General features: G+C 72.2%; 19 protein-coding genes and 1 pseudogene. 14 read left to right on the forward strand and 6 right to left on the reverse strand.

The window, feature by feature from the left end; genetic code table 11:
• Positions 1-219 precede the first annotated feature (219 nt).
• From ACQ0O7_RS12840 to ACQ0O7_RS12865, 6 genes and pseudogenes are all read left to right on the forward strand, one after another.
• A complete protein-coding gene (locus ACQ0O7_RS12840) occupies positions 220-1,152 on the forward strand; it encodes a GNAT family N-acetyltransferase (RefSeq protein ID WP_430782247.1) in 933 nt (310 codons plus the stop codon).
• Positions 1,149-1,619 carry an SRPBCC family protein gene (locus tag ACQ0O7_RS12845; RefSeq protein ID WP_430782248.1) on the forward strand — a complete coding sequence of 157 codons (471 nt, stop codon included), beginning with the start codon at positions 1,149-1,151 and terminating at the stop codon, positions 1,617-1,619. Before ACQ0O7_RS12840 ends, ACQ0O7_RS12845 begins: the two co-directional genes overlap by 4 nt.
• A 57-nt stretch (positions 1,620-1,676) precedes the next feature.
• Entirely contained in the window at positions 1,677-2,099 is a 423-nt protein-coding gene (locus ACQ0O7_RS12850; protein WP_430782249.1) for an NUDIX domain-containing protein, read from the forward strand.
• Between the two features lie 165 nt (positions 2,100-2,264).
• Positions 2,265-2,378, forward strand: a pseudogene (locus ACQ0O7_RS12855) (hypothetical protein); the annotation flags it as partial.
• Positions 2,379-2,625: 247 nt separating this feature from the next.
• A complete protein-coding gene (locus ACQ0O7_RS12860) occupies positions 2,626-2,736 on the forward strand; it encodes a hypothetical protein (protein WP_430782527.1) in 111 nt (36 codons plus the stop codon).
• Entirely contained in the window at positions 2,729-3,922 is a 1,194-nt protein-coding gene (locus tag ACQ0O7_RS12865) for a hypothetical protein (protein WP_430782250.1), read from the forward strand. The genes ACQ0O7_RS12860 and ACQ0O7_RS12865 overlap by 8 nt, the downstream gene beginning before the upstream one ends.
• A gap of 171 nt (positions 3,923-4,093) precedes the next feature.
• Here ACQ0O7_RS12865 and ACQ0O7_RS12870 read toward each other — a convergent pair whose 3' ends face one another.
• A complete protein-coding gene (locus ACQ0O7_RS12870; RefSeq protein WP_430782251.1) occupies positions 4,094-4,984 on the reverse strand; it encodes a LysR family transcriptional regulator in 891 nt (296 codons plus the stop codon).
• Positions 4,985-5,054: 70 nt separating this feature from the next.
• Here ACQ0O7_RS12870 and ACQ0O7_RS12875 point away from each other — a divergent pair, with 70 nt between their 5' ends.
• From ACQ0O7_RS12875 to ACQ0O7_RS12885, 3 genes are all read left to right on the forward strand, one after another.
• Complete coding sequence (locus ACQ0O7_RS12875) at positions 5,055-5,951, forward strand: EamA family transporter (protein ID WP_430782252.1); 897 nt, start codon at positions 5,055-5,057, stop codon at positions 5,949-5,951.
• Positions 5,917-6,903, forward strand: coding sequence for a phosphotransferase (locus ACQ0O7_RS12880; protein WP_430782253.1), 987 nt, complete (start codon positions 5,917-5,919; stop codon positions 6,901-6,903). The genes ACQ0O7_RS12875 and ACQ0O7_RS12880 overlap by 35 nt, the downstream gene beginning before the upstream one ends.
• 106 nt (positions 6,904-7,009) lie before the next feature.
• Positions 7,010-7,930, forward strand: a complete 921-nt coding sequence (locus ACQ0O7_RS12885) for a DUF5995 family protein (RefSeq protein ID WP_430782254.1) — start codon at positions 7,010-7,012, stop codon at positions 7,928-7,930.
• 26 nt (positions 7,931-7,956) lie between these two features.
• Here ACQ0O7_RS12885 and ACQ0O7_RS12890 read toward each other — a convergent pair whose 3' ends face one another.
• On the reverse strand, positions 7,957-8,856 hold the full coding sequence (locus ACQ0O7_RS12890; protein WP_430782255.1) for an acetyltransferase: 900 nt from the start codon (positions 8,854-8,856) through the stop codon (positions 7,957-7,959).
• Between the two features lie 135 nt (positions 8,857-8,991).
• Here ACQ0O7_RS12890 and ACQ0O7_RS12895 point away from each other — a divergent pair, with 135 nt between their 5' ends.
• The 5 genes from ACQ0O7_RS12895 (at position 8,992) to ACQ0O7_RS12915 (ending at position 13,667) form a co-directional block, all read left to right on the forward strand.
• Positions 8,992-9,507: an ATP-binding protein gene (locus ACQ0O7_RS12895; RefSeq protein WP_430782256.1), complete on the forward strand. Its 516-nt coding sequence runs from the start codon at positions 8,992-8,994 to the stop codon at positions 9,505-9,507.
• On the forward strand, positions 9,504-10,361 hold the full coding sequence (locus ACQ0O7_RS12900; protein ID WP_430782257.1) for a fructosamine kinase family protein: 858 nt from the start codon (positions 9,504-9,506) through the stop codon (positions 10,359-10,361). The genes ACQ0O7_RS12895 and ACQ0O7_RS12900 overlap by 4 nt, the downstream gene beginning before the upstream one ends.
• A 402-nt stretch (positions 10,362-10,763) precedes the next feature.
• A complete protein-coding gene (nhaA, locus tag ACQ0O7_RS12905) occupies positions 10,764-12,071 on the forward strand; it encodes a Na+/H+ antiporter NhaA (RefSeq protein ID WP_430782258.1) in 1,308 nt (435 codons plus the stop codon).
• Between the two features lie 99 nt (positions 12,072-12,170).
• Positions 12,171-13,184, forward strand: coding sequence for a hypothetical protein (locus ACQ0O7_RS12910; RefSeq protein WP_430782259.1), 1,014 nt, complete (start codon positions 12,171-12,173; stop codon positions 13,182-13,184).
• A 45-nt stretch (positions 13,185-13,229) separates the two neighbouring features.
• The gene (locus tag ACQ0O7_RS12915; protein WP_430782260.1) at positions 13,230-13,667 is read left to right on the forward strand and encodes an AAA family ATPase; all 438 of its coding nucleotides are present in this window, start codon (positions 13,230-13,232) and stop codon (positions 13,665-13,667) included.
• Here the strand turns inward: ACQ0O7_RS12915 and ACQ0O7_RS12920 are convergent.
• From ACQ0O7_RS12920 to ACQ0O7_RS12935, 4 genes are all read right to left on the reverse strand, one after another.
• The gene (locus ACQ0O7_RS12920; protein ID WP_430782261.1) at positions 13,550-14,614 is read right to left on the reverse strand and encodes a hypothetical protein; all 1,065 of its coding nucleotides are present in this window, start codon (positions 14,612-14,614) and stop codon (positions 13,550-13,552) included. The two genes, ACQ0O7_RS12915 and ACQ0O7_RS12920, sit on opposite strands and share 118 nt — an antisense overlap.
• A gap of 495 nt (positions 14,615-15,109) precedes the next feature.
• On the reverse strand, positions 15,110-15,967 hold the full coding sequence (locus ACQ0O7_RS12925) for a hypothetical protein (protein ID WP_430782262.1): 858 nt from the start codon (positions 15,965-15,967) through the stop codon (positions 15,110-15,112).
• A gap of 25 nt (positions 15,968-15,992) precedes the next feature.
• A complete protein-coding gene (locus ACQ0O7_RS12930) occupies positions 15,993-16,277 on the reverse strand; it encodes a hypothetical protein (RefSeq protein WP_430782263.1) in 285 nt (94 codons plus the stop codon).
• Between the two features lie 313 nt (positions 16,278-16,590).
• Positions 16,591-17,052 (reverse strand): GNAT family N-acetyltransferase, encoded by a 462-nt coding sequence (locus ACQ0O7_RS12935; RefSeq protein ID WP_430782264.1) that lies wholly within the window; start codon positions 17,050-17,052, stop codon positions 16,591-16,593.
• Between the last annotated feature and the right edge of the window lie 10 nt (positions 17,053-17,062).

The raw sequence follows: 17,062 nt of genomic DNA on the forward strand, positions 1-17,062 counted from the left end.
AGGCCGCGCTCTTCTACGTACCGCCCGATACCGGCGTGACTACACCAAAACCGATCATCCGGTCATACCTCTATCTTGCAGAGGCCCTGGAGTTGCTCCGGGATGGTTTGTGCGCGGCGTGAGCGGAATCTGAGAGACCCTCGCCTCCGCCTGGCGATCGTGATCCGCTAGAGGGCCGGAAGTCGCGAGCATCCGGGGTGGTCGAGGCATCATGTGGTGATGGTCGATGTCGCTGGGCTGCTGGCCGCGTACGACGCACAGATGCGGATGCCGACAGGTGCCGTTCCGGATGGGGTGAGCTACGAGTTCGACGGGCCGGTGCTGCGGATCGTCGGTGGGCACATGGGGCGGATCCGGCCGCCGCGTGACGTCGGTGTCGGCGGTGCGGAGCTGGATCGGCTGATCGTCCGGCAGCGGGACTACTTCCGGGACCGGGGTGAGGCCGTCGAGTGGAAACACCGGCCGCACGATCTGCCCGCCGACATTCCGGAACGGCTGGTCGCCGCCGGGTTCGTGCCGGGGGAGCCGTCGGCCGTGCTGGTCGGGTTCGCCGAGCGGGTGGCCGCTGAACCGGTCCTGCCCGATGGTGTCGTGCTGCGCCGGATCGTCGGGGCCGGGGATATGCGCAGGTTCGCCGACCAGCAGACCGAGGTGCACGGGGTGGACTGCTCCTGGGTGGCCGCCGACCTCGCCTCCCGCGTGACGGCGGATCCGGGCCAGATCACCATCCTGGTGGCTGAGGTGGCTGAGGTGGCTGAGGTGGCTGAGGTCGCGGGGGTCGCGGGAGTCGCGGGGGTGGCTGAGGTGGCTGAGGTGGCTGAGATCGCGGGAGTCGCGGGGGCCGCGGAGGTCGCTGAGGTGGCGGGGGGCGCGGGAGCCGGTGGGCGGTTCGCCTGCACCGCCATCGTCGAGTACTGCGTGGGTACCGAGTTCGCCGCGCTGCTCGGTGGGGCGACGCTGCCGCGATGGCGGGGGCGAGGGCTCTACCGGGCCATGATCGCCGAGCGGGCCCGGGAGGCCGTCGCCCGTGGGTTCCGGTTGTTGCACGTCGACGCGTCGCCGGCCAGCGCGCCTATCCTGCTCCGGTGCGGGTTCCACCAGATCACCAGCTCGGTGCACTACACCGCGCCCGGACCGGAGGCATCACCATGAAGTACACCGTCGCGATCGAGATCGACCTGCCCCGGGACCGGGTGGTCGAACTGCTGGCCGATCCGGCGTACCTGCCGCACTGGCTGCGCGGGCTGGTGTCGCACGAGCCGGTGTCCGGCGTACACGGGCAGGAGGGAACTGTCTCCCGGGTCGTGCTGAGCTCCGGCGGGCAGCGGATGGAGGCCACCGAGACCGTCACCCGCCGGGAGCTGGCCGGGGACGTCATGTACTACGAGCGGGAACTCGCCGGGGCGGGCATGTGGAACGCGGCCCGGGAGCGGCTGACCGCCTCCGGCCCGGCGTCGACACGCTGGGTGAGCGAGAACGAGTTCCGCTTCGACGGCCTGATGATGCGCCTGGTCGGGCTGCTGATGCCGGGCACCTTCCGCAAGCAGTCACTGCAGCACATGCACGACTTCAAAGCCTTCGCCGAACATGGCCGCGACGTCCGCGACCCGAACTCCTGAGCAGTCGCACCCGATTCCCGGGCGCCCGCCGGATCGGGAGTGGACCATCATGCAGTCATGACGATCTCCGCGGACAACTCCCGGGACCGAGCCCGCGTCGTGGCGGCTCTGGTTCGCGACGGCAACCGGATCCTTCTGTGCCACCGATCCGCCGGCCGCCGTTGGTACCCGGACGTGTGGGACCTGCCCGGCGGCCACGTCGAGGACACCGAGAGCCCGCGCGCCGCGCTGGTCCGCGAACTGCGCGAGGAACTGGGCATCACCGTGCCGCTACCGTCCGGGCCGCCGATGCGGGAGATCAGCGCCGACACCTTCGAGATGTGGATCTGGCTGGTGGACGCCTGGACCGGGGTTCCGGCCAACGCGGCGCCCGACGAACACGACGACATCCGGTGGTTCGGCGCATCCGAGCTGCCGCACCTGCAACTGGCCCACGACAGCTACCTCGACATGTTCACCGAGGCGCTCGTCGGACGGTGAACCTGATCGCCGAACCCGAACTTCTGGAAACGGGGTGCAACCGGGTGACCGGGCTGTTGGTCCTTTCCGGGAAGACGCACCGACGGGAGCGCCGATGACGGGGAGGGCGATGTGGATGCCGAGGACGCGGTGCGGCAGGCGTACGAGGCGTACTACCGGCGGCTGGTGACCCAGATCGCCGGTCTCGTCGGTGACATCGCCGAGGCCGAGGACGCCGTGCACGAGGCGTTCGCCCGGGTGCTGGCCTCGCCGCGATCGTTCCTGCACGCCGACGACGTCGAACGGTGGCTGCGGGTGGCCGCCCTGAACGTGGCACGCACCCGCTACCGGCGGCGATGGCTGTTCGACCGGCTGGTCCGTTCCGGGCGGGTGGAGGCCACCGCGGCGGCGGTGCCCGGCCTGTCCGGTGACCGGGTCGCGCTGTTCACCGCGTTACGGCGGCTGGCCCCGCCCACCCGGGAGGCGGTGGTGCTGCACCATCTCGCTCGCCGACCTGTCGGTGGCCGAGGTCGCCGCCACCCTGAACGTGCCGGCCGGCACGGTCAAAGCCCGGCTGGCCCGGGGCCGGGCCGCGCTGGCCCGTTTCCTGTCCGACGACGAAACCAGTCCCCTGGTCGAGAGGGCCCGGCATGCGTGAACTCGATTTCGACGGCCTGCGGTCCGGTGTCGGCGACGCGGTGCGCCAACCCGATTTCGGTACGGTCCGGCAGCGCGCCGGGCGGGTCCGGCGCCGCCGGGTGGTCTCGTCGGCGGCCGCGTTCCTGGTGACCGTGCTGACGGCGACCGGCATCGGCTATGCCGTCCAGGGGGCACCGCACGACCGGGGGCTGCCCGGCACCCTCCCGGCCGCCAGCCAGGAGCCGCCGGCCTGGCCGCGGACGATCGCGGTGACCGGCACCGGGACTGAGATGTACGGGGTTCTCCAGCCCTGCCGGGACTGCGGCACCGAGCTGCACGTGTCCTCCGACGGCGGCCGGTCGTGGCAGCGGCGCGCCACCCCACCCGCCGAGGCCGGGGCCGGCATCCCGCGTACCGCAATCGTGGTCGCTCTCGCCCCCGGCCTGGTCGCCTGGCGGGAACTGCGGACCGTGACCATCGCCGAGGCGGAAGCCGGCGCGCCGGGGGATCCGCCGTGGATCACCCGCGACGGCGGCCGCACGTGGAGCCGGCCGGTGATCGACACCCGCCCGGCGGACCGGATCCCGGACGGCGGTCGGCCGGTGGACTGCGCGATGATGCGGCTCCTCACCTGTACGGTCGGCGCGATCGACCCGGTGACCGGCCGGTTCGAGCCGCTGGCCGCCCAGCCCACCGGCATCACCGCCGGGGCGTGGTGGAGTCATGGGGTGAACGCGCCGCCCGGCGGTCACCTGTGGGTGCCGGGGCTGGACCCGGGCACCGGCATGCCCGCGGTGGCGGCCAGCACCGACGCCGGCCGGACCTGGCGGACCACGGTGTTCACCGCCGCCCCGCAGTCCACGCCGTGGGTGGCCGCCGGGCCGGGCGGGACGGCGTACGCCCTGATCGCCGGCGCCGACGATCGGGTCGAGGCGCACCACACCGCCGACGGCGGGAGGACCTGGCGGGCCGGGGACACTCTCACCGGGGCGCCGGGGTTGCCCGGGTTCGTCACCGCCGACGGCGCACACGTCACCGGTCTGCTGGCCGCCCGGGGCACCGGCCGTTATGCCCCGGTGCGGCTGCCCGGCCTTCCGGGCGACCCGGCGCCGGTGCAGGCGGGTGATCCGTACCTGATGAACGCGGCGACCGGCCCGTACCTCTCCGGCGACGGCCGCACCTGGCATCCGGTCCACCTCCGGTAGCGGCCACTTCGTGTGGCGACNCTTCGTGTGCCGACTTGCGGCTCGAATCGAGCCGCAAGTCGGCACACGAAGCAGGGAGCCGGCACCGATTCCGCGGCTCGTCGTCCAGGCGGTCCTCGCCGACGGGGAGGTGCTGCTGCCCGTGCTGGAGGAGTTCGTCGAGGAGACCTGTCAGGCCCCCTTCATGGAGGAATCGGACTGACTTCCTAGGACGCCGTACGCGGTGCGGCTCAACCGGAGCAGATCGTCCAAATGCGCCGGGGGATCGTCACGCCACCAGGCCAGGTGCACGTCGATGCGCGGGACGTGGCGCAGCGTGCGGTAGGCGACCCCGGGACGCGGGTTCTGGTTGGCGGTGGCCTCCGAGGTGATGCCGACGGCCTGGTTCGCGGCGATCAGGGTGAGCCACTCGTCGACGCCGTGGGTGGCGCGGATCGTCGCCGGGGGCGGGTCCGGATGCCACAGGTCCAGGGTGGTGGTGCCGGTGCGGGCGTCGATCGCCACCGGATAGCGGGACAGATCCGACACCCGCACGGTCCGGCGGCGGGCCAGCGGATTGTCGGTGGACACCGCGGCGCAGCGGGCCTCGGTGCCGATCAGCGCCGAGGCGAACCGCGGATCGTCCAGGGCCCGGCGTACCACCGCCACGTCGGCGGTCGCGTCGCTCAGGCCCGCGCTCGGCGTGTTGGTGTGCACGAACACCAGCGGGATCCCGGGGTGCCCGGCCGCCCACGCGCGCTGCACCCGGCGGGTGTGTTTACCGAGCGCCGCCCACGCGTACCCCAATCGCAACTCGCTCTTCTGCTTCTCGGCGATCCGCCGCAGATGGGTGACCTCGTCCAGGACGCGGCGGGCGCCGGCGAGGACCTGGCGGCCGGTCGCGGTCAGCGCCACGTGCCGGGTGGTCCGATGCAGCAGCCGTACGCCCACCGCGCTCTCCAGCGCGGCCACCGACCGGGACACCGAGGCCTGCGACACGCCCAGATCGGCGGCGGCGTCGGTGAACGTGCCCGCGTCCACGACGGCGACCAGCGCCCGCAGGTGCCGCAACTCCAGATCCATGCGCTGAGCGTATAGATGCCCCGGCCCGCGTATTTCCCCGCACGCCGTCCGGAGACGCAGACTTCGGGGCATGACGGTGGATACCAGGGTGACGGCGCGGCTGTCGTCGCCGGCCGGCGGGCTGGCGATCATGGCCGGGAGCGCGGCCAGCAACCAGACCGGGGCGGCGGTCGGCGCGCACGCCTTCGACACGATCGGCCCGGCCGGGGTGGTGGCGGTCCGGCAGTTCGTGGCGGCCGCGGTGCTGCTGCCGGTGGCGCGGCCCGACCCGCGCCGGTTCACCTGGGCGCAGTGGTGGCCGACACTGCTGCTCGGGCTGGTGTTCGCCGTGATGAACCTGTCGCTGTACACCGCCGTCGACCGGATCGGCCTCGGCCTGGCGGTCACCCTGGAGTTCCTCGGGCCGCTCGCGGTGGCGCTGGCCGGCTCCCGCGGACGCCGTGACCTGCTGTGCGCGATCGGCGCCGGGGTGGGTGTGTACGTGCTGGTCCTGCCGTCCGGCAGCAGCGACTGGGCCGGGATCGGCTGCGGGCTGCTGGCGGCCTGCTGCTGGGCGGCGTACATCCTGCTCAACCGCCTGCTCGGCGCCCGGCTGCCCGGCCTGCAGGCGCCCGCCGCGGCGACCACGGTGTCCGCGCTGCTGGCCGCGCCGGTGATGATCGCCCTGCTGGCGCAGGGACGGATGACCACGACCGCCTTGCTGTACGCGGTCGGCGCCGGGGTCCTCAGTTCGGTCATCCCGTACGCCGCCGACCTGATCGCACTGCGCCGGGTGCCGGCCCGCTACTTCGGGGTGGTGATGAGCGTGCACCCGGTGTTCGCGGCCCTGGCCGGGCTGATCCTCCTCGGGCAGGTGCTGGCCCTGCACGAATGGATCGGCATCGTCGTGGTGGTGGCCGTCAACGTGGTGGCGGTCCGGCAGAATGCCCCGGATGGGGGAGCAGCTGACACACAACACGTCCAATGAGGTCACCGGCGGGGTGTGGCGGATCGGGTGGGGCGACGGCACCGCCATCCGCAAGATCGTCACGCCGCGGCGGGCGGGCGCGGCCCCGCATCTGGCCGCCAGCGACGATCCGGGGCACTTCAACTACTGGCGGCGCGAGCCACTGGCCTACTCGTCCGGGCTGGCCGCGAGCGCGTACGCGGCCGGCGGCGTGCTCGCCCCGGCGCTGCTGGAGCTGACCGACAATCCGGACGGTTCGGTGACGATGATCCTTGAGGACGTTCCCGGTACGGCCGGCACCTCGTTCGGGCCGGAACAGCTCGGTGCTTTCGCGTACGCCATCGGGGCCGGTCAGTCCGGATGGGCCGCGAACCCGCGGCCGGCCGCCTGGCTGGCCCGGAACTTCCTCCGCGACTACTCGCTCGGCCAGCCCGTCCCCGACGACGTGGACTGGGCGCATCCGGCCGCGCTGGCGGCCTGGCCGGACCGGCTGCGGGCCGGGATGCGGCGGCTGTGGGACCGGCGGCACGAGATCCTGGACGCCGCCGACGCCCTGCCGCGCACCCTGTGCCACCACGACGTGTGGCCGATGAACCTGATCGGTTCCGGACGCGGCCCGGTGCTGTTCGACTGGGCGTTCACCGGGCCCGGCGCCATCGGGGAGGACGCCGCCAACCTGGCCCTGGACACGTTCTGGGACGGCCTCGCCGACGTGACCCTGCTGGAGCCGGTGCTGGCGGCGGTGACCGACGGATACGCGCGCGGCATGTCCGAGGTGGCCTCCCCGGCGGAGATCACCCAGGCGATCCACGTGACCGGCGCCGCCAAATACTTCTGGCTGGCGCCCCGGATGCTGGCGATGGCCGCCACCCGCCCGGCCGGCACCGGCTACGACACCCGCGACTGGACGTCGATGTTCGCCGGCCGCACCCCGATGTTCCAGCTCATCGTCGACTGGGCCGACGAGATCTGAGAGCCCGGGTCGCCGATCCGACTGTTCCGGCGCTGATCTCCGACAAGCTGGAATGATTCCAGACCGGACGATGAATCCTTCACTTTCACGGACGTGGGGGGTCATCGTGGTGGAGTTCGACCGGGGGCGCGCCGAAGCCAGCGCCGAACAGTTGCGGGACTGCCGCCGGCAGCTCACCGGGGCCGCCGGTGGGCCGCGCGGATGGGCGCCGTCACAGATCGAGATGGACGCCGCGCTGCTGGAGCCGCCGGAGGACATCGCCGGGGTGGTGGCCCGGCTCAAACTGCTGCAGACCATCCTCGACGCGCTGCCGCCCAGCCCCAGTGCCAACCGGGTGGCCGCGTTCAACTCGCTCTACCTGACCATCACCGAGCAGGTCCAGGCCCACCTGCTCGGCCCGCAGGTCACCGACCCGGTCTTCCTCGAGGTGCTCGACGTCGAGTTCGCCCGGCTGTACTTCACCGCACTCGCCTCCTGGGGCACCGGCCCCGACACCCCGGACGCGTGGGAGGTGCTGTTCCGGCGCGCCCACGACGGCGAGGTCACCAAGCTGGAAGCGGCGGTCCTCGGCGTCAACGCGCACATCAACCACGATCTGGCGCTCGCCCTGATCGCCACCTGGCAGCGCCTCGGCCACCCCGGCGACGGCCCGCAGCACCCCGACTACCTGATCGTGAACCAGATCTTCTACCAGCAGATCCCGCCGCTGCGCCGCCGGTTCGCCACCGCCTGGCAGATGCAGATCGACAGGTGCGTCGGCGACCTGGACGACTGGAGCCAGCGGATCCTGGTCTACACCACCCGGGCGCTGGCCTGGGAGCAGGCCGAACGGTTGTGGGAGCTGCGCGACGACGCCGACGACTACGCCCGCGCCCGCCTGGTGATGGACCGGGTGGCCGCGGTCGCCGGCGAGACCGTCCTGACCGGCGCCGGCCTGCTCCGGATCCTGTGGCTGACCGCCACCGGCTGGGCCACCCGGCTGTGGCGCCGGGCCCGCGGCGGCCGTGTCCCGGTCCGGGCGGCGTAGGGCGCCGGGACCGGGACGATACTCACCTACGCGTGCGGTACGCCGGGCGGCTCGAACACCACCCGGGACCGGATCCGCCGGAACCCGGTGCGCTCCAGTTCGGCCACCACCGCCGTGAGGTGCGCGTCCGCGTCGGCGAGCACCTCACGGGCCCCGGCGGCGGCGAGCATCCCGGCGGTCTCGGCCAGCAGTTCACCGAGCACGGCGCCGTCGAGGACACCGGCGTACGGGATCATCGGATAGCAGACGTCCCCGGCCGTCGCGGCCAGCCCGGCCGGCTGCCCGTCGCGTACCGCCACCCGCCACGCGTCGAGCGGCCCACGCACCCAGCCCAGCGGGTCGGTGGCCAGATCCACCCCGCCGACCGTGGCGGCGATCTCCGCACCGGTCAGCACCTGCGGCCGCTCGACCCGGGCGACGACGGCCCGGATCTCGGCGGCGTCGTGCGGGGCGCGGAACCGGTAGCGCCCGGACGGCTCGGGCCGGGGAGCGCCGGTCCACGAGAACCGCAGCCGCTCTACCCCCTCCACCAGCCCGGCGAGCCGGGCCGCCGCCATCGGCGCGCGCACCACCGCGGCCACCTCCGGGCTGCGCCGCCAGTACGCCGGAACCGCCGCCAGATACCGCAACGGCCCACCGAACGCCTCATGGGCCCGGTTCAGCAGAGCCGCGCCCACCTCCGGTTCGGCGTCCAGATCGAACCGCTCCAGCCACGGCGCACCGGACGCCCCCGGCGGCTGCAACCACGCGGCCCGGCCCACCACCCGGCCGTCCCGCACGGCGATCCAGGTGTGCTCCGGCCGGTAGCCGCCACCGGCCAGCCCGTCGGCATAACCGACCTGCCGCAGCTGGGGCAGCGGGTCGGGCATCGAATCGAACAGTTCTTCCTCACCCGCGACGAGCGGGCGGATGACCAGAGAGGTCATGGGAGTCCTCCGGGAGACGCGGACGCCCCGGATCAGGACCGCGTGGACGCCGGAACGCGGGCGGGGCGCAGAACATCGGACATGATCTGACCTCCTCCCGGCTCGACGGCGTGCACGGACACTAGCATCCGAACGATGATCGTGTGGCTCAACGGCACCCACGGTGTGGGCAAGACGACGGCCGGCCGGCTCGTTCAGCGGCTGCTCCCGGATTCGCGGGTGTTCGACGCGGAGAAGGTCGGCGAGACCCTGATGGACATCACCCCGGGACTGCCTGAAACAGACAACTTCCAGCACTGGCCGCCGTGGCGCCCGCTGGTGGTGGACACCGCGCGCCGGGTCCTCGACTACACCGGCGGCACCCTGGTGGTCCCGATGACGGTCCTGGTCGAGCCGTACTGGCGGGAGATCAGCGACGGTCTGGCCGGGCACGGCATCCCGGTCCGCCACTTCGTCCTGCACGCCGGCCGGGACACCCTGCTGGCCCGGATCGCGGGGGAGCACCCGGTGCCGTCACCGTTCCGACTGCGGTATCCGGAACCCTACGCGGAGGCGTCCCGCACCTGGCTGCACGCCGCGGCCGAGGTCGTCGACACCACGGACCTGACCCCGGAGCAGACTGCCGTACGCGTCACGAAAGCCCTGGCATGACCGTGCTGGAGCGGCTGTCGCGGGCCGGGTTCCGCGACGTGACCACCGTCGAACCGGTGACCGGCGGACTCGCCGCCGACGCCGGGATCGCCCACCGCGAGCACGGGCCGCCGGTGTTCGTGAAGACCTTCGCCGACCCGCCGGGCGACGACGTGTTCGCCGTCGAGGCGGAGGGGCTGGCGGCACTGCGCGCGGCCGGGGGACCGGCGACCCCCGACGTGCTGGTGGCCGATCGGGAACTGCTCGTCCTCACCCTGCTCCGGCCCCGGCCCGCCGGTGAGGCGTTCTGGGAGCGGTTCGCGGTGGCGCTCGCCCACCTGCACACCAGCACCGTGCATCCCCGGTTCGGCTGGCACCGGGACAATTGGCTGGGCCAGCGACGGCAGGTCAACACCTGGGCCGGCGACGGGTTCGCCTTCTTCGCCGAGCACCGGTTGCTGCGGTGGCTGTCCGAGCCCCGGGTGGCCGCGGCGCTGGGGGTTGAGGGCCGGGCGGCGCTGGAGCGGTTGTGTGCCCGGTTGCCCGAGCTGTTGCCGGAGCGGCCGGCGTGTCTGACGCATGGTGATCTCTGGCGACAGAACGTTCTGTCCACCGAGGATGGGCAGGCGGCGCTGATCGATCCGGCGGTGTCGTACACCTGGGCGGAAGTCGACCTCGCCCACCTGTGGACCACCGCGCCGCCGCCGGAGGCCCGCCGGTTCTTCGACGTCTACGCCGAGCTGACCGGCCTGGACGACGGCTGGCGCTCCCGGATGCCGATCATCCAGCTGCGCCAGCATCTGGCGGTGGTGGCCCAGTTCGACGACGACTGGGGCGCCGCGGAGACGATCCGGGCCACCCTGGCCCCGTTCTGACGTCCGGTTCGTGTGCCGCGTAACGGCTCGANTCGAGCCGTTACGCGGCACACGAACCGGACCTCGGCCACGGGAGGCGCGGAGGTGAGCAGCCGGTCGTCGGTGCGCCAGGAGAAGAACCGCGGCCGCCCGCGATGGGCCCCCGGCGCTCTCCCGGCCCGCCGTACACCCCGGGGAGGAAGAGGCCGCCGTCGCGCAGCGACGCCAGGACCATCCCTATCGGGTACGTGTAACAGACAGCTCATCGCCACCACCGCGTCGAACGAGGCGTCCGGAAGCCCGGATGCAGGGTAGGGGTGATCTTTACCGCTGCGCGAGGGCGCCGGTGCCGGTAGGTTGGGTCGAGGTGTGCCGGGAAGGCTGGTCGGCGGTGTCTTCGTCGTGCCTTCCTGAAGGAGTTCCATGTCCGGTGTGCCACCCCGCCCTGCCCGTCATCTGTTCGGCCGGGGCACCTGGCCCGAGGCCCGCCGCATCGCCGACATCCTGCGTGCCGAGACGGTCGGCGGGGCGCTGCTGCTCGGTGCGGCCGTCCTGGCCCTGATCTGGGCCAACTCTCCCTGGGCGGCGTCCTACCGGGAGCTGAGCGAGTTCACCATCGGCCCGCACGCGCTGCACCTGGATCTCAGCCTCGCCAAATGGGCGGCGGACGGTCTGCTGGCGATCTTCTTCTTCGTCGCCGGGCTGGAACTCAAACGCGAGTTCGTCGCCGGTGACCTGCGGGACCCGCGCCGGGCGGCGCTGCCGATCGCGGCGGCGGTCGGCGGCATGGCGGTGCCCGCGATCATCTACACCACGGTCAACGCGACCGCCGCCGGTGGGGTGCTGTCCGGCTGGGCGGTGCCGACCGCCACCGACATCGCGTTCGCCCTGGCCGTGCTCGCGGTGGTGGGCACCCACCTGCCGGCCGCGCTGCGCACCTTCCTGCTCACTCTCGCGGTCGTCGACGACCTGCTCGCCATCATGATCATCGCGGTGTTCTACACCGGTTCGCTGCAGCCGCTGCCGCTGCTGGCCGCGCTGATCCCGCTGGCGGCGTTCGGGTTCCTGGTGCAGCGGCGGGTCCGGTCGTGGTGGCTGCTGCTGCCGCTCGCGGCCACCGCCTGGGCGCTGGTGCACGCCTCCGGTGTGCACGCCACCGTCGCCGGTGTGCTGCTCGGCTTCCTCGTCCCGGTGGTGCGCCGCGCCGAAGGGTCCGGCCCGGGCCTGGCCGAGCACTTCGAGCACCGGTGGCGGCCGATCTCGGCCGGGCTTGCGGTGCCGGTGTTCGCGTTCTTCGCCGCCGGGGTGTCGGTGGCCGGCGCGGGCGGCCTCGGCGCGTCGCTGCGTGACCCGGTGACCATCGGCATCATCGCCGGGCTGCTGCTGGGCAAGCCACTCGGGGTGCTCGGCGTGACCTGGCTGGTCCAGCGGTTCACCCGCTCGTCGCTGGGCGACCAGCTGCGCTGGTGGGACGTGCTCGGCCTGTCCCTGCTGGCCGGCATCGGTTTCACCGTCTCGCTGCTGATCGGCGAGCTGGCGTTCGGCTCCGGCAGCGAGTCCGACGGGCACGCCCGGATCGGCATCCTGGCCGGCTCGCTGCTCTCCGCGCTTCTGGCGGCCGTGGTGCTGCGGATCCGCAACCGCCACTACCGGCGGCTGCACGCCGACGAGAGCCGCGACGCCGACGCCGACGGGGTGCCGGACGTCTACCAGGACCCGTCGCGCCGCTGACACCTCCCGGCGTCGGCGCCGGGAATACGGTGAGCGACAGGTGTGCCGGGAGGTCTGGTCGGCGGTCATGATCCGCTGCGACCGGAAGGGCTTCCGTCGATGGACGAGTCCGTGCTGCGCGGCGAGGAGGACGCCGGCCGCTGGGACCTGCTGCTGGCCGGCCGGGCCGCCCCACGGGAGATGCTGATCCGGCATCTGGCCGTGGTGGCCGCCGTCCCCCTGGTCAGCGGGGTGGCGGTGGTGGTGGCGCTGTGGTCCGCCGATCCCGGCCCGGCGGGCGCGCTGGTGCACGGCACCGGGATCGCCGTCGCCGGCCTGTCCGCGATCGCGGTCGCCGCGCTGACCGCGCAGATCCCGCCCACCCGGGCGCCGACCACCGGTGCCGCGTTCGCGGTGCGCCGGGCGATCGGCCCGGTGCCGGCATGGTCGGCCGGGATCGGCGCCTACTTCCTGCTCATCGGACTCACCGCGTTTTTGACCGGTAACCCGGCCTTCGCCGGCGCGGCCGCACCGGCCGGATTCACCGGCATGGACACGGTGCCAGGGTTCGCCGCCACCCTGTTCGCCCTGCTCGCCTTGCCAGCCGGGGCGTTCACCGCGGTCCGGATGGGCGCGTTCGCCGCGGCGGAGACCGACCGGCATCTGACCGGGCCGGCCGCCCAGCCGGTGTCGCGGACCCGGCTGCTCGGCGCGGAGACCGCCGTGACCGGCGCCGGCGCGCTGTTGCTGCTCGGCGTCGCGGCCCTGGCCTTCTGGGCCGGGGCCGTCGTGTCCGGTGGCGGGCCGGCCCTGTCCGACGCGCTGGCCGGGGCCGTCAACACGCTGCCGGTCGTCGCGCTCAGCCTTGGCGCCGCCATCCTGGCCCTCGGTGCCGCGCCCCGCCTGACCGGCCTCGCCGGGACGCTGCCCGGCACCGGCGGTTTCCTGCTCCAGGTCCTCGCCGACGGCACCGGCGCCCCGCCGTGGGTCCGGGAGATGAGCCCGTTCGCGCACCTGGCGCCGGTACCGCTCAGCGATGTCGCCTGGCCGGCCGCGGCGGTGATGACCGGTGTCGCCATCGTTCTCACCATGGTGGGTACCGTCGCCTATCGGCATCGCGACTTACACCTATGATCCTAGGATGCTTTAGGGGGTGTGCGGGGTTTGACACGAGTGCTCGTGACCGGAATGTCAGGAACCGGGAAGTCGACACTGCTGCGGGAACTGGCCACACGCGGTTGGACAGCGGTGGACACCGACTATGACGGATGGACCCGGCCCGACGGCACCTGGGATGAGACCCGGCTGACCGCACTGCTCGACACCACGCCCGGGGACCTCGCCGTCGCCGGGACCGTGGAGAACCAGGGGAGCTTCTACCGCCGGTTCGATCAGGTGGTGCTGCTCAGCGCGCCACTCGACGTCCTGCTCGACCGGGTGCGGCGACGGCCGGACAACCCGTACGGCAGGACCGGCGAGCAGCGCGCCGAGATCGCCGGCTACCTGGCCGGGGTGGAGCCGCTGCTGCGGGCCGGCGCCGACGTGGAACTCGACGGCCGGCTGCCGGTCGGGGAACTGGCCGACGCGGTCGAACGGTTGCCGACCAGACCCCGGTAGAAGGCGGCGGCGGCCGGGACCTGCTCCAGGCTCAGATCCCGGTCCTGGGCGTCCAGCGCGCCCCACCACTTGACGAACCGGGCCGGCGGCATTCCGGCGTACGACGGCCCGATCTTCTCCGGATCGCGGGCCGCCGAAGTGATCTCGCGGACCCAGGCGGTGAACCGGCTGCCGTCCGGATCCCAGTCGCGTTCCACACCGGTGCCGTCGCCGTCCTGCACGATCGTGCCGATCTCACCGATCGCCCACCGGAGCCGGTATTCGGTCCAGGCGTCCCGGGCGTACCGGAAGAATTCGTCCGGGGTCGCGTAACGGCCCTGCGCGGTCGGCATGCCGGGAAACGCGTAGACGTCCCAGGAGAGCAGGTCGGCCGGGTCGTCGCGTTCCACGTAACGGCGCCAGTCGGTGTCCGGGCCGGAGCGGTAGCGCTGGAAGAACCACATCAGGTTCTTCTCCAGCGTGACCCGGGCGTGGGCGGGATGGTCGCGGATGACTTTCCGGTACGCGCGGTACACGGCCCGGTAGTCGTCCGGGCGTACCGGATCGGCCTGGGCCTCGTGCCGGTAGATGACGGCGATCCGCAGCTTGCGGCTGTCCGCCCAGTCCAGCAGCGCCCGCAGCCGCCCCTCGTCACTGATCTTGTGCGACACGGTGACGATCTCGTCCGGATGCTCCCGCGCGGCCCAGGCCAGCAGCCGCCCGGCCCGGTCGTTGTCGGCCGGCAGGGGGAGACGCCCCGCACTGAAGATCCGGATCCCGATCGGCCCGCCGTAGCTCGCCCGGTGTCGTTCATGGAGCCGCACATGCTCGGCGAAGGTGTCCGGCGGCCGCCCCTGGGTGGACGCGATCACCCCGAACACGGTCGTCTCCGCGGCCCGCGCGGGCGAGGCGGTGCCCAACCCGGCCACGACCACCGCGGTGACCAGGGCATTCAGTGGTTTTCCCATCCGCTCACGGTAGGCAGCCGGGTGGCCTCCGAGGGCCGCCAGTCTCGTCGCGCCACCCCGAAGAGACATTGAACTAGTGTCCTAGGAAACTCTAGAGGTAGTGCGGCAAGCCGCACCTTTCAAAAGCCTTTTAAAGGCCGGCTTCGCCGACAAATACAAAAAGAATTCAGGGTTCCGCGCGAAGGTCACCGGCTGTCGGCCGAGACGCCGTTCCGCTTGCCGGTACGGCCGGGGTGTGCTGCCCGCCGGTGTGCTCACCCTCGTCGACGACCCGGCGTATCGGCGGGAGGTGAAGGAGGGCCGGCGGTCGGGCTGCCCATCGCGTAGGCGAGTGCTTCGGCGGTCAGGCGTTCGCCTGGTCCAGGGGTCTGCCGGTGACGCGTGGCTGGGCGGGGATACCGACGGTGCCGGCGGTGTCCGGGCTGACAGCTGGGTTACCGGCCACACCACGGCGGGCGAGGTCGGCCTGGCGTGGTGTGGCCGGTAACCCAGCTGTCAGCGGTAGGTGTTGTTGGCGGTGGTCAGCCGGGTCTCGCCGGTCGGCAGAGGCGGGCAGCCGGCGGCGCCGGCCCAGGTCGCACCGGCCGGGCTGAGGTACCAGGCCGGCAGGTTGGTGCTACTCCCGGTCAGGTATATGCCGAGGTCGTTGTCCGTGAACCGGTTGTGGTACGAGGAGCATTCGTTCGCGTTCTCGTTGACTTCCTCCAGATAGTGCACGCCGGGTGGCGTCGAGGACCGAAGGAAGCCGTTGGCTCCGAACACGTTGGCATCGAAGGTGTTGAAGTTGCTCCCGTCCCGGACCTTCACCGGATCGCTGCTGACCCCGGTGACGTTGTTGCCGGTGAATCTGTTGTGCGAGCTCTTGTGCGTGATGTAGACCGCGTGGATGTAGCTGTGCTCTTTGTTGCGCAGGTTCACGAAGTGGTTGTTGGCGATCCTGTTGTCCGACGACTCGGTGAGTACGACCCCGCCGTACCCGCATCGTGGCCAGTCCGTGTCGCCGCAGAGGCCGCCGGTGTATCTGTTGCCCAGGGAATCGAAGACCATGCCGAAAACGGTGTTGCCGTCCAGGCCACGCGCTGACGGCTGCCCCGGGCCGGAGGACGGGTTGTATCCGCCGCCGCAGGCCCCGGCCGATCCGTCGAGTGAGATGCCTCCGCTCGAGTAGTGCTGCACCTTCAGGTAGTAGAAGCGCAGGGCGGAAGTGCCACCGGAGTTGAGTGAACCGCCCGCGCAGGCGTAGAACCAGTATCCGGGGATGTACCGGCCGGAGTCGCTGGCGTGCGCATTCTGGAATACCGGCCGTGCGGCGATCGAGTCGGCGCCCCCACCGATCTGGTAGTCGTCCGGCATGAACGAGATCGTGTGCCCTGGCCGGTTAGGTCTGCCAGATCGTCTGCGCAGCGGTGTAGGTGCCGGAATGGATCCGTACCTCGACATCCTGGTCAGCTGGTCCTGCCGCGACGATCTGCTCGACGCGTTCCAGTGTCTTCACCGCGGTCGCTGGGGAGTCGCCGGCGGCTGAGTCCGATCCGGACGCGTTCATGTAGATGATCTGCGTTCCCGCGGCGGCGGCCGGTGTGGCCGGCAGGAATGCGATCAAGCCGAGAAGTGCGGCGGCCAGGGCCGGGCGCACCGTCTTCCGCATGTTGGATAGGGGCATGCCGCGGACGGTACCGGCCCAGCCGCGCCGTCACTGCCCGGGGTTTGGGGGCTGGCTCCCGGAAGAATGTCGAACAGCGGGCCCGGGCCAGTCCCACGCCGCCTCCCGCGGCTTCTGCCGGGCGGGCGCGCCGGCACGAGGGCCCCGCTGACGTCTACGGGTTCGGCGTAGTCCGGGACCGGTTCGCTGACGCGCCAGTAGTCGGTGTTCTCCTCGTCGTGGCCGCCGGGGTCGTGCGACCAGCCGTGCCGGAGAGGGGCGGCGGCCGGTGGCGGGAGGATGAGCGGCCCGCCGTACGACCGGATCGGCCTGGTCACAACGTACGGCTGAGGTGGGTGCTGTTGGGGTCGGGGCGGTAGTCGGCGAAGGGTTCGCAGCGGGTGAAGCCGAAGCGTTCGTACAGGGTGCGGGCGGGCTGGAAGAACGGGTCGGTGCCGGTTTCCAGGTAGAGGGTGGTGTAGCCGCGGCTGCGGGCCTCGGTGATCAGGTGGGTGAGCAGGGTGGAGGCCACGCCGCGGCGCTGGGCGGCGGTGGCGGTGCGCATCGACTTGATCTCGGCGGTGGTGGGGGTGAGTTGTTTGAGGGCGCCGCAGCCGAGGAGGGTGTCGCCGTCGTGCAGGGTCCAGAGGGTGATGTCGGGGTGGCGCAGGCCGTCCAGGTCGAGGGCGTGTTTGCTCTCGGGTGGGCTGATGCGGCGCATCTCGTCGACGTGTTCCTGCAGGAGGGCGGCGATGTCGGGGCCGGTGAGGTCGTCGACGGTGATCCGGTAGGGCATCGGCTATTGG

It is taken from the genome of Actinoplanes sp. G11-F43 (genome assembly GCF_050589265.1).
Taxonomy (GTDB): Bacteria; Actinomycetota; Actinomycetes; order Mycobacteriales; family Micromonosporaceae; genus Actinoplanes.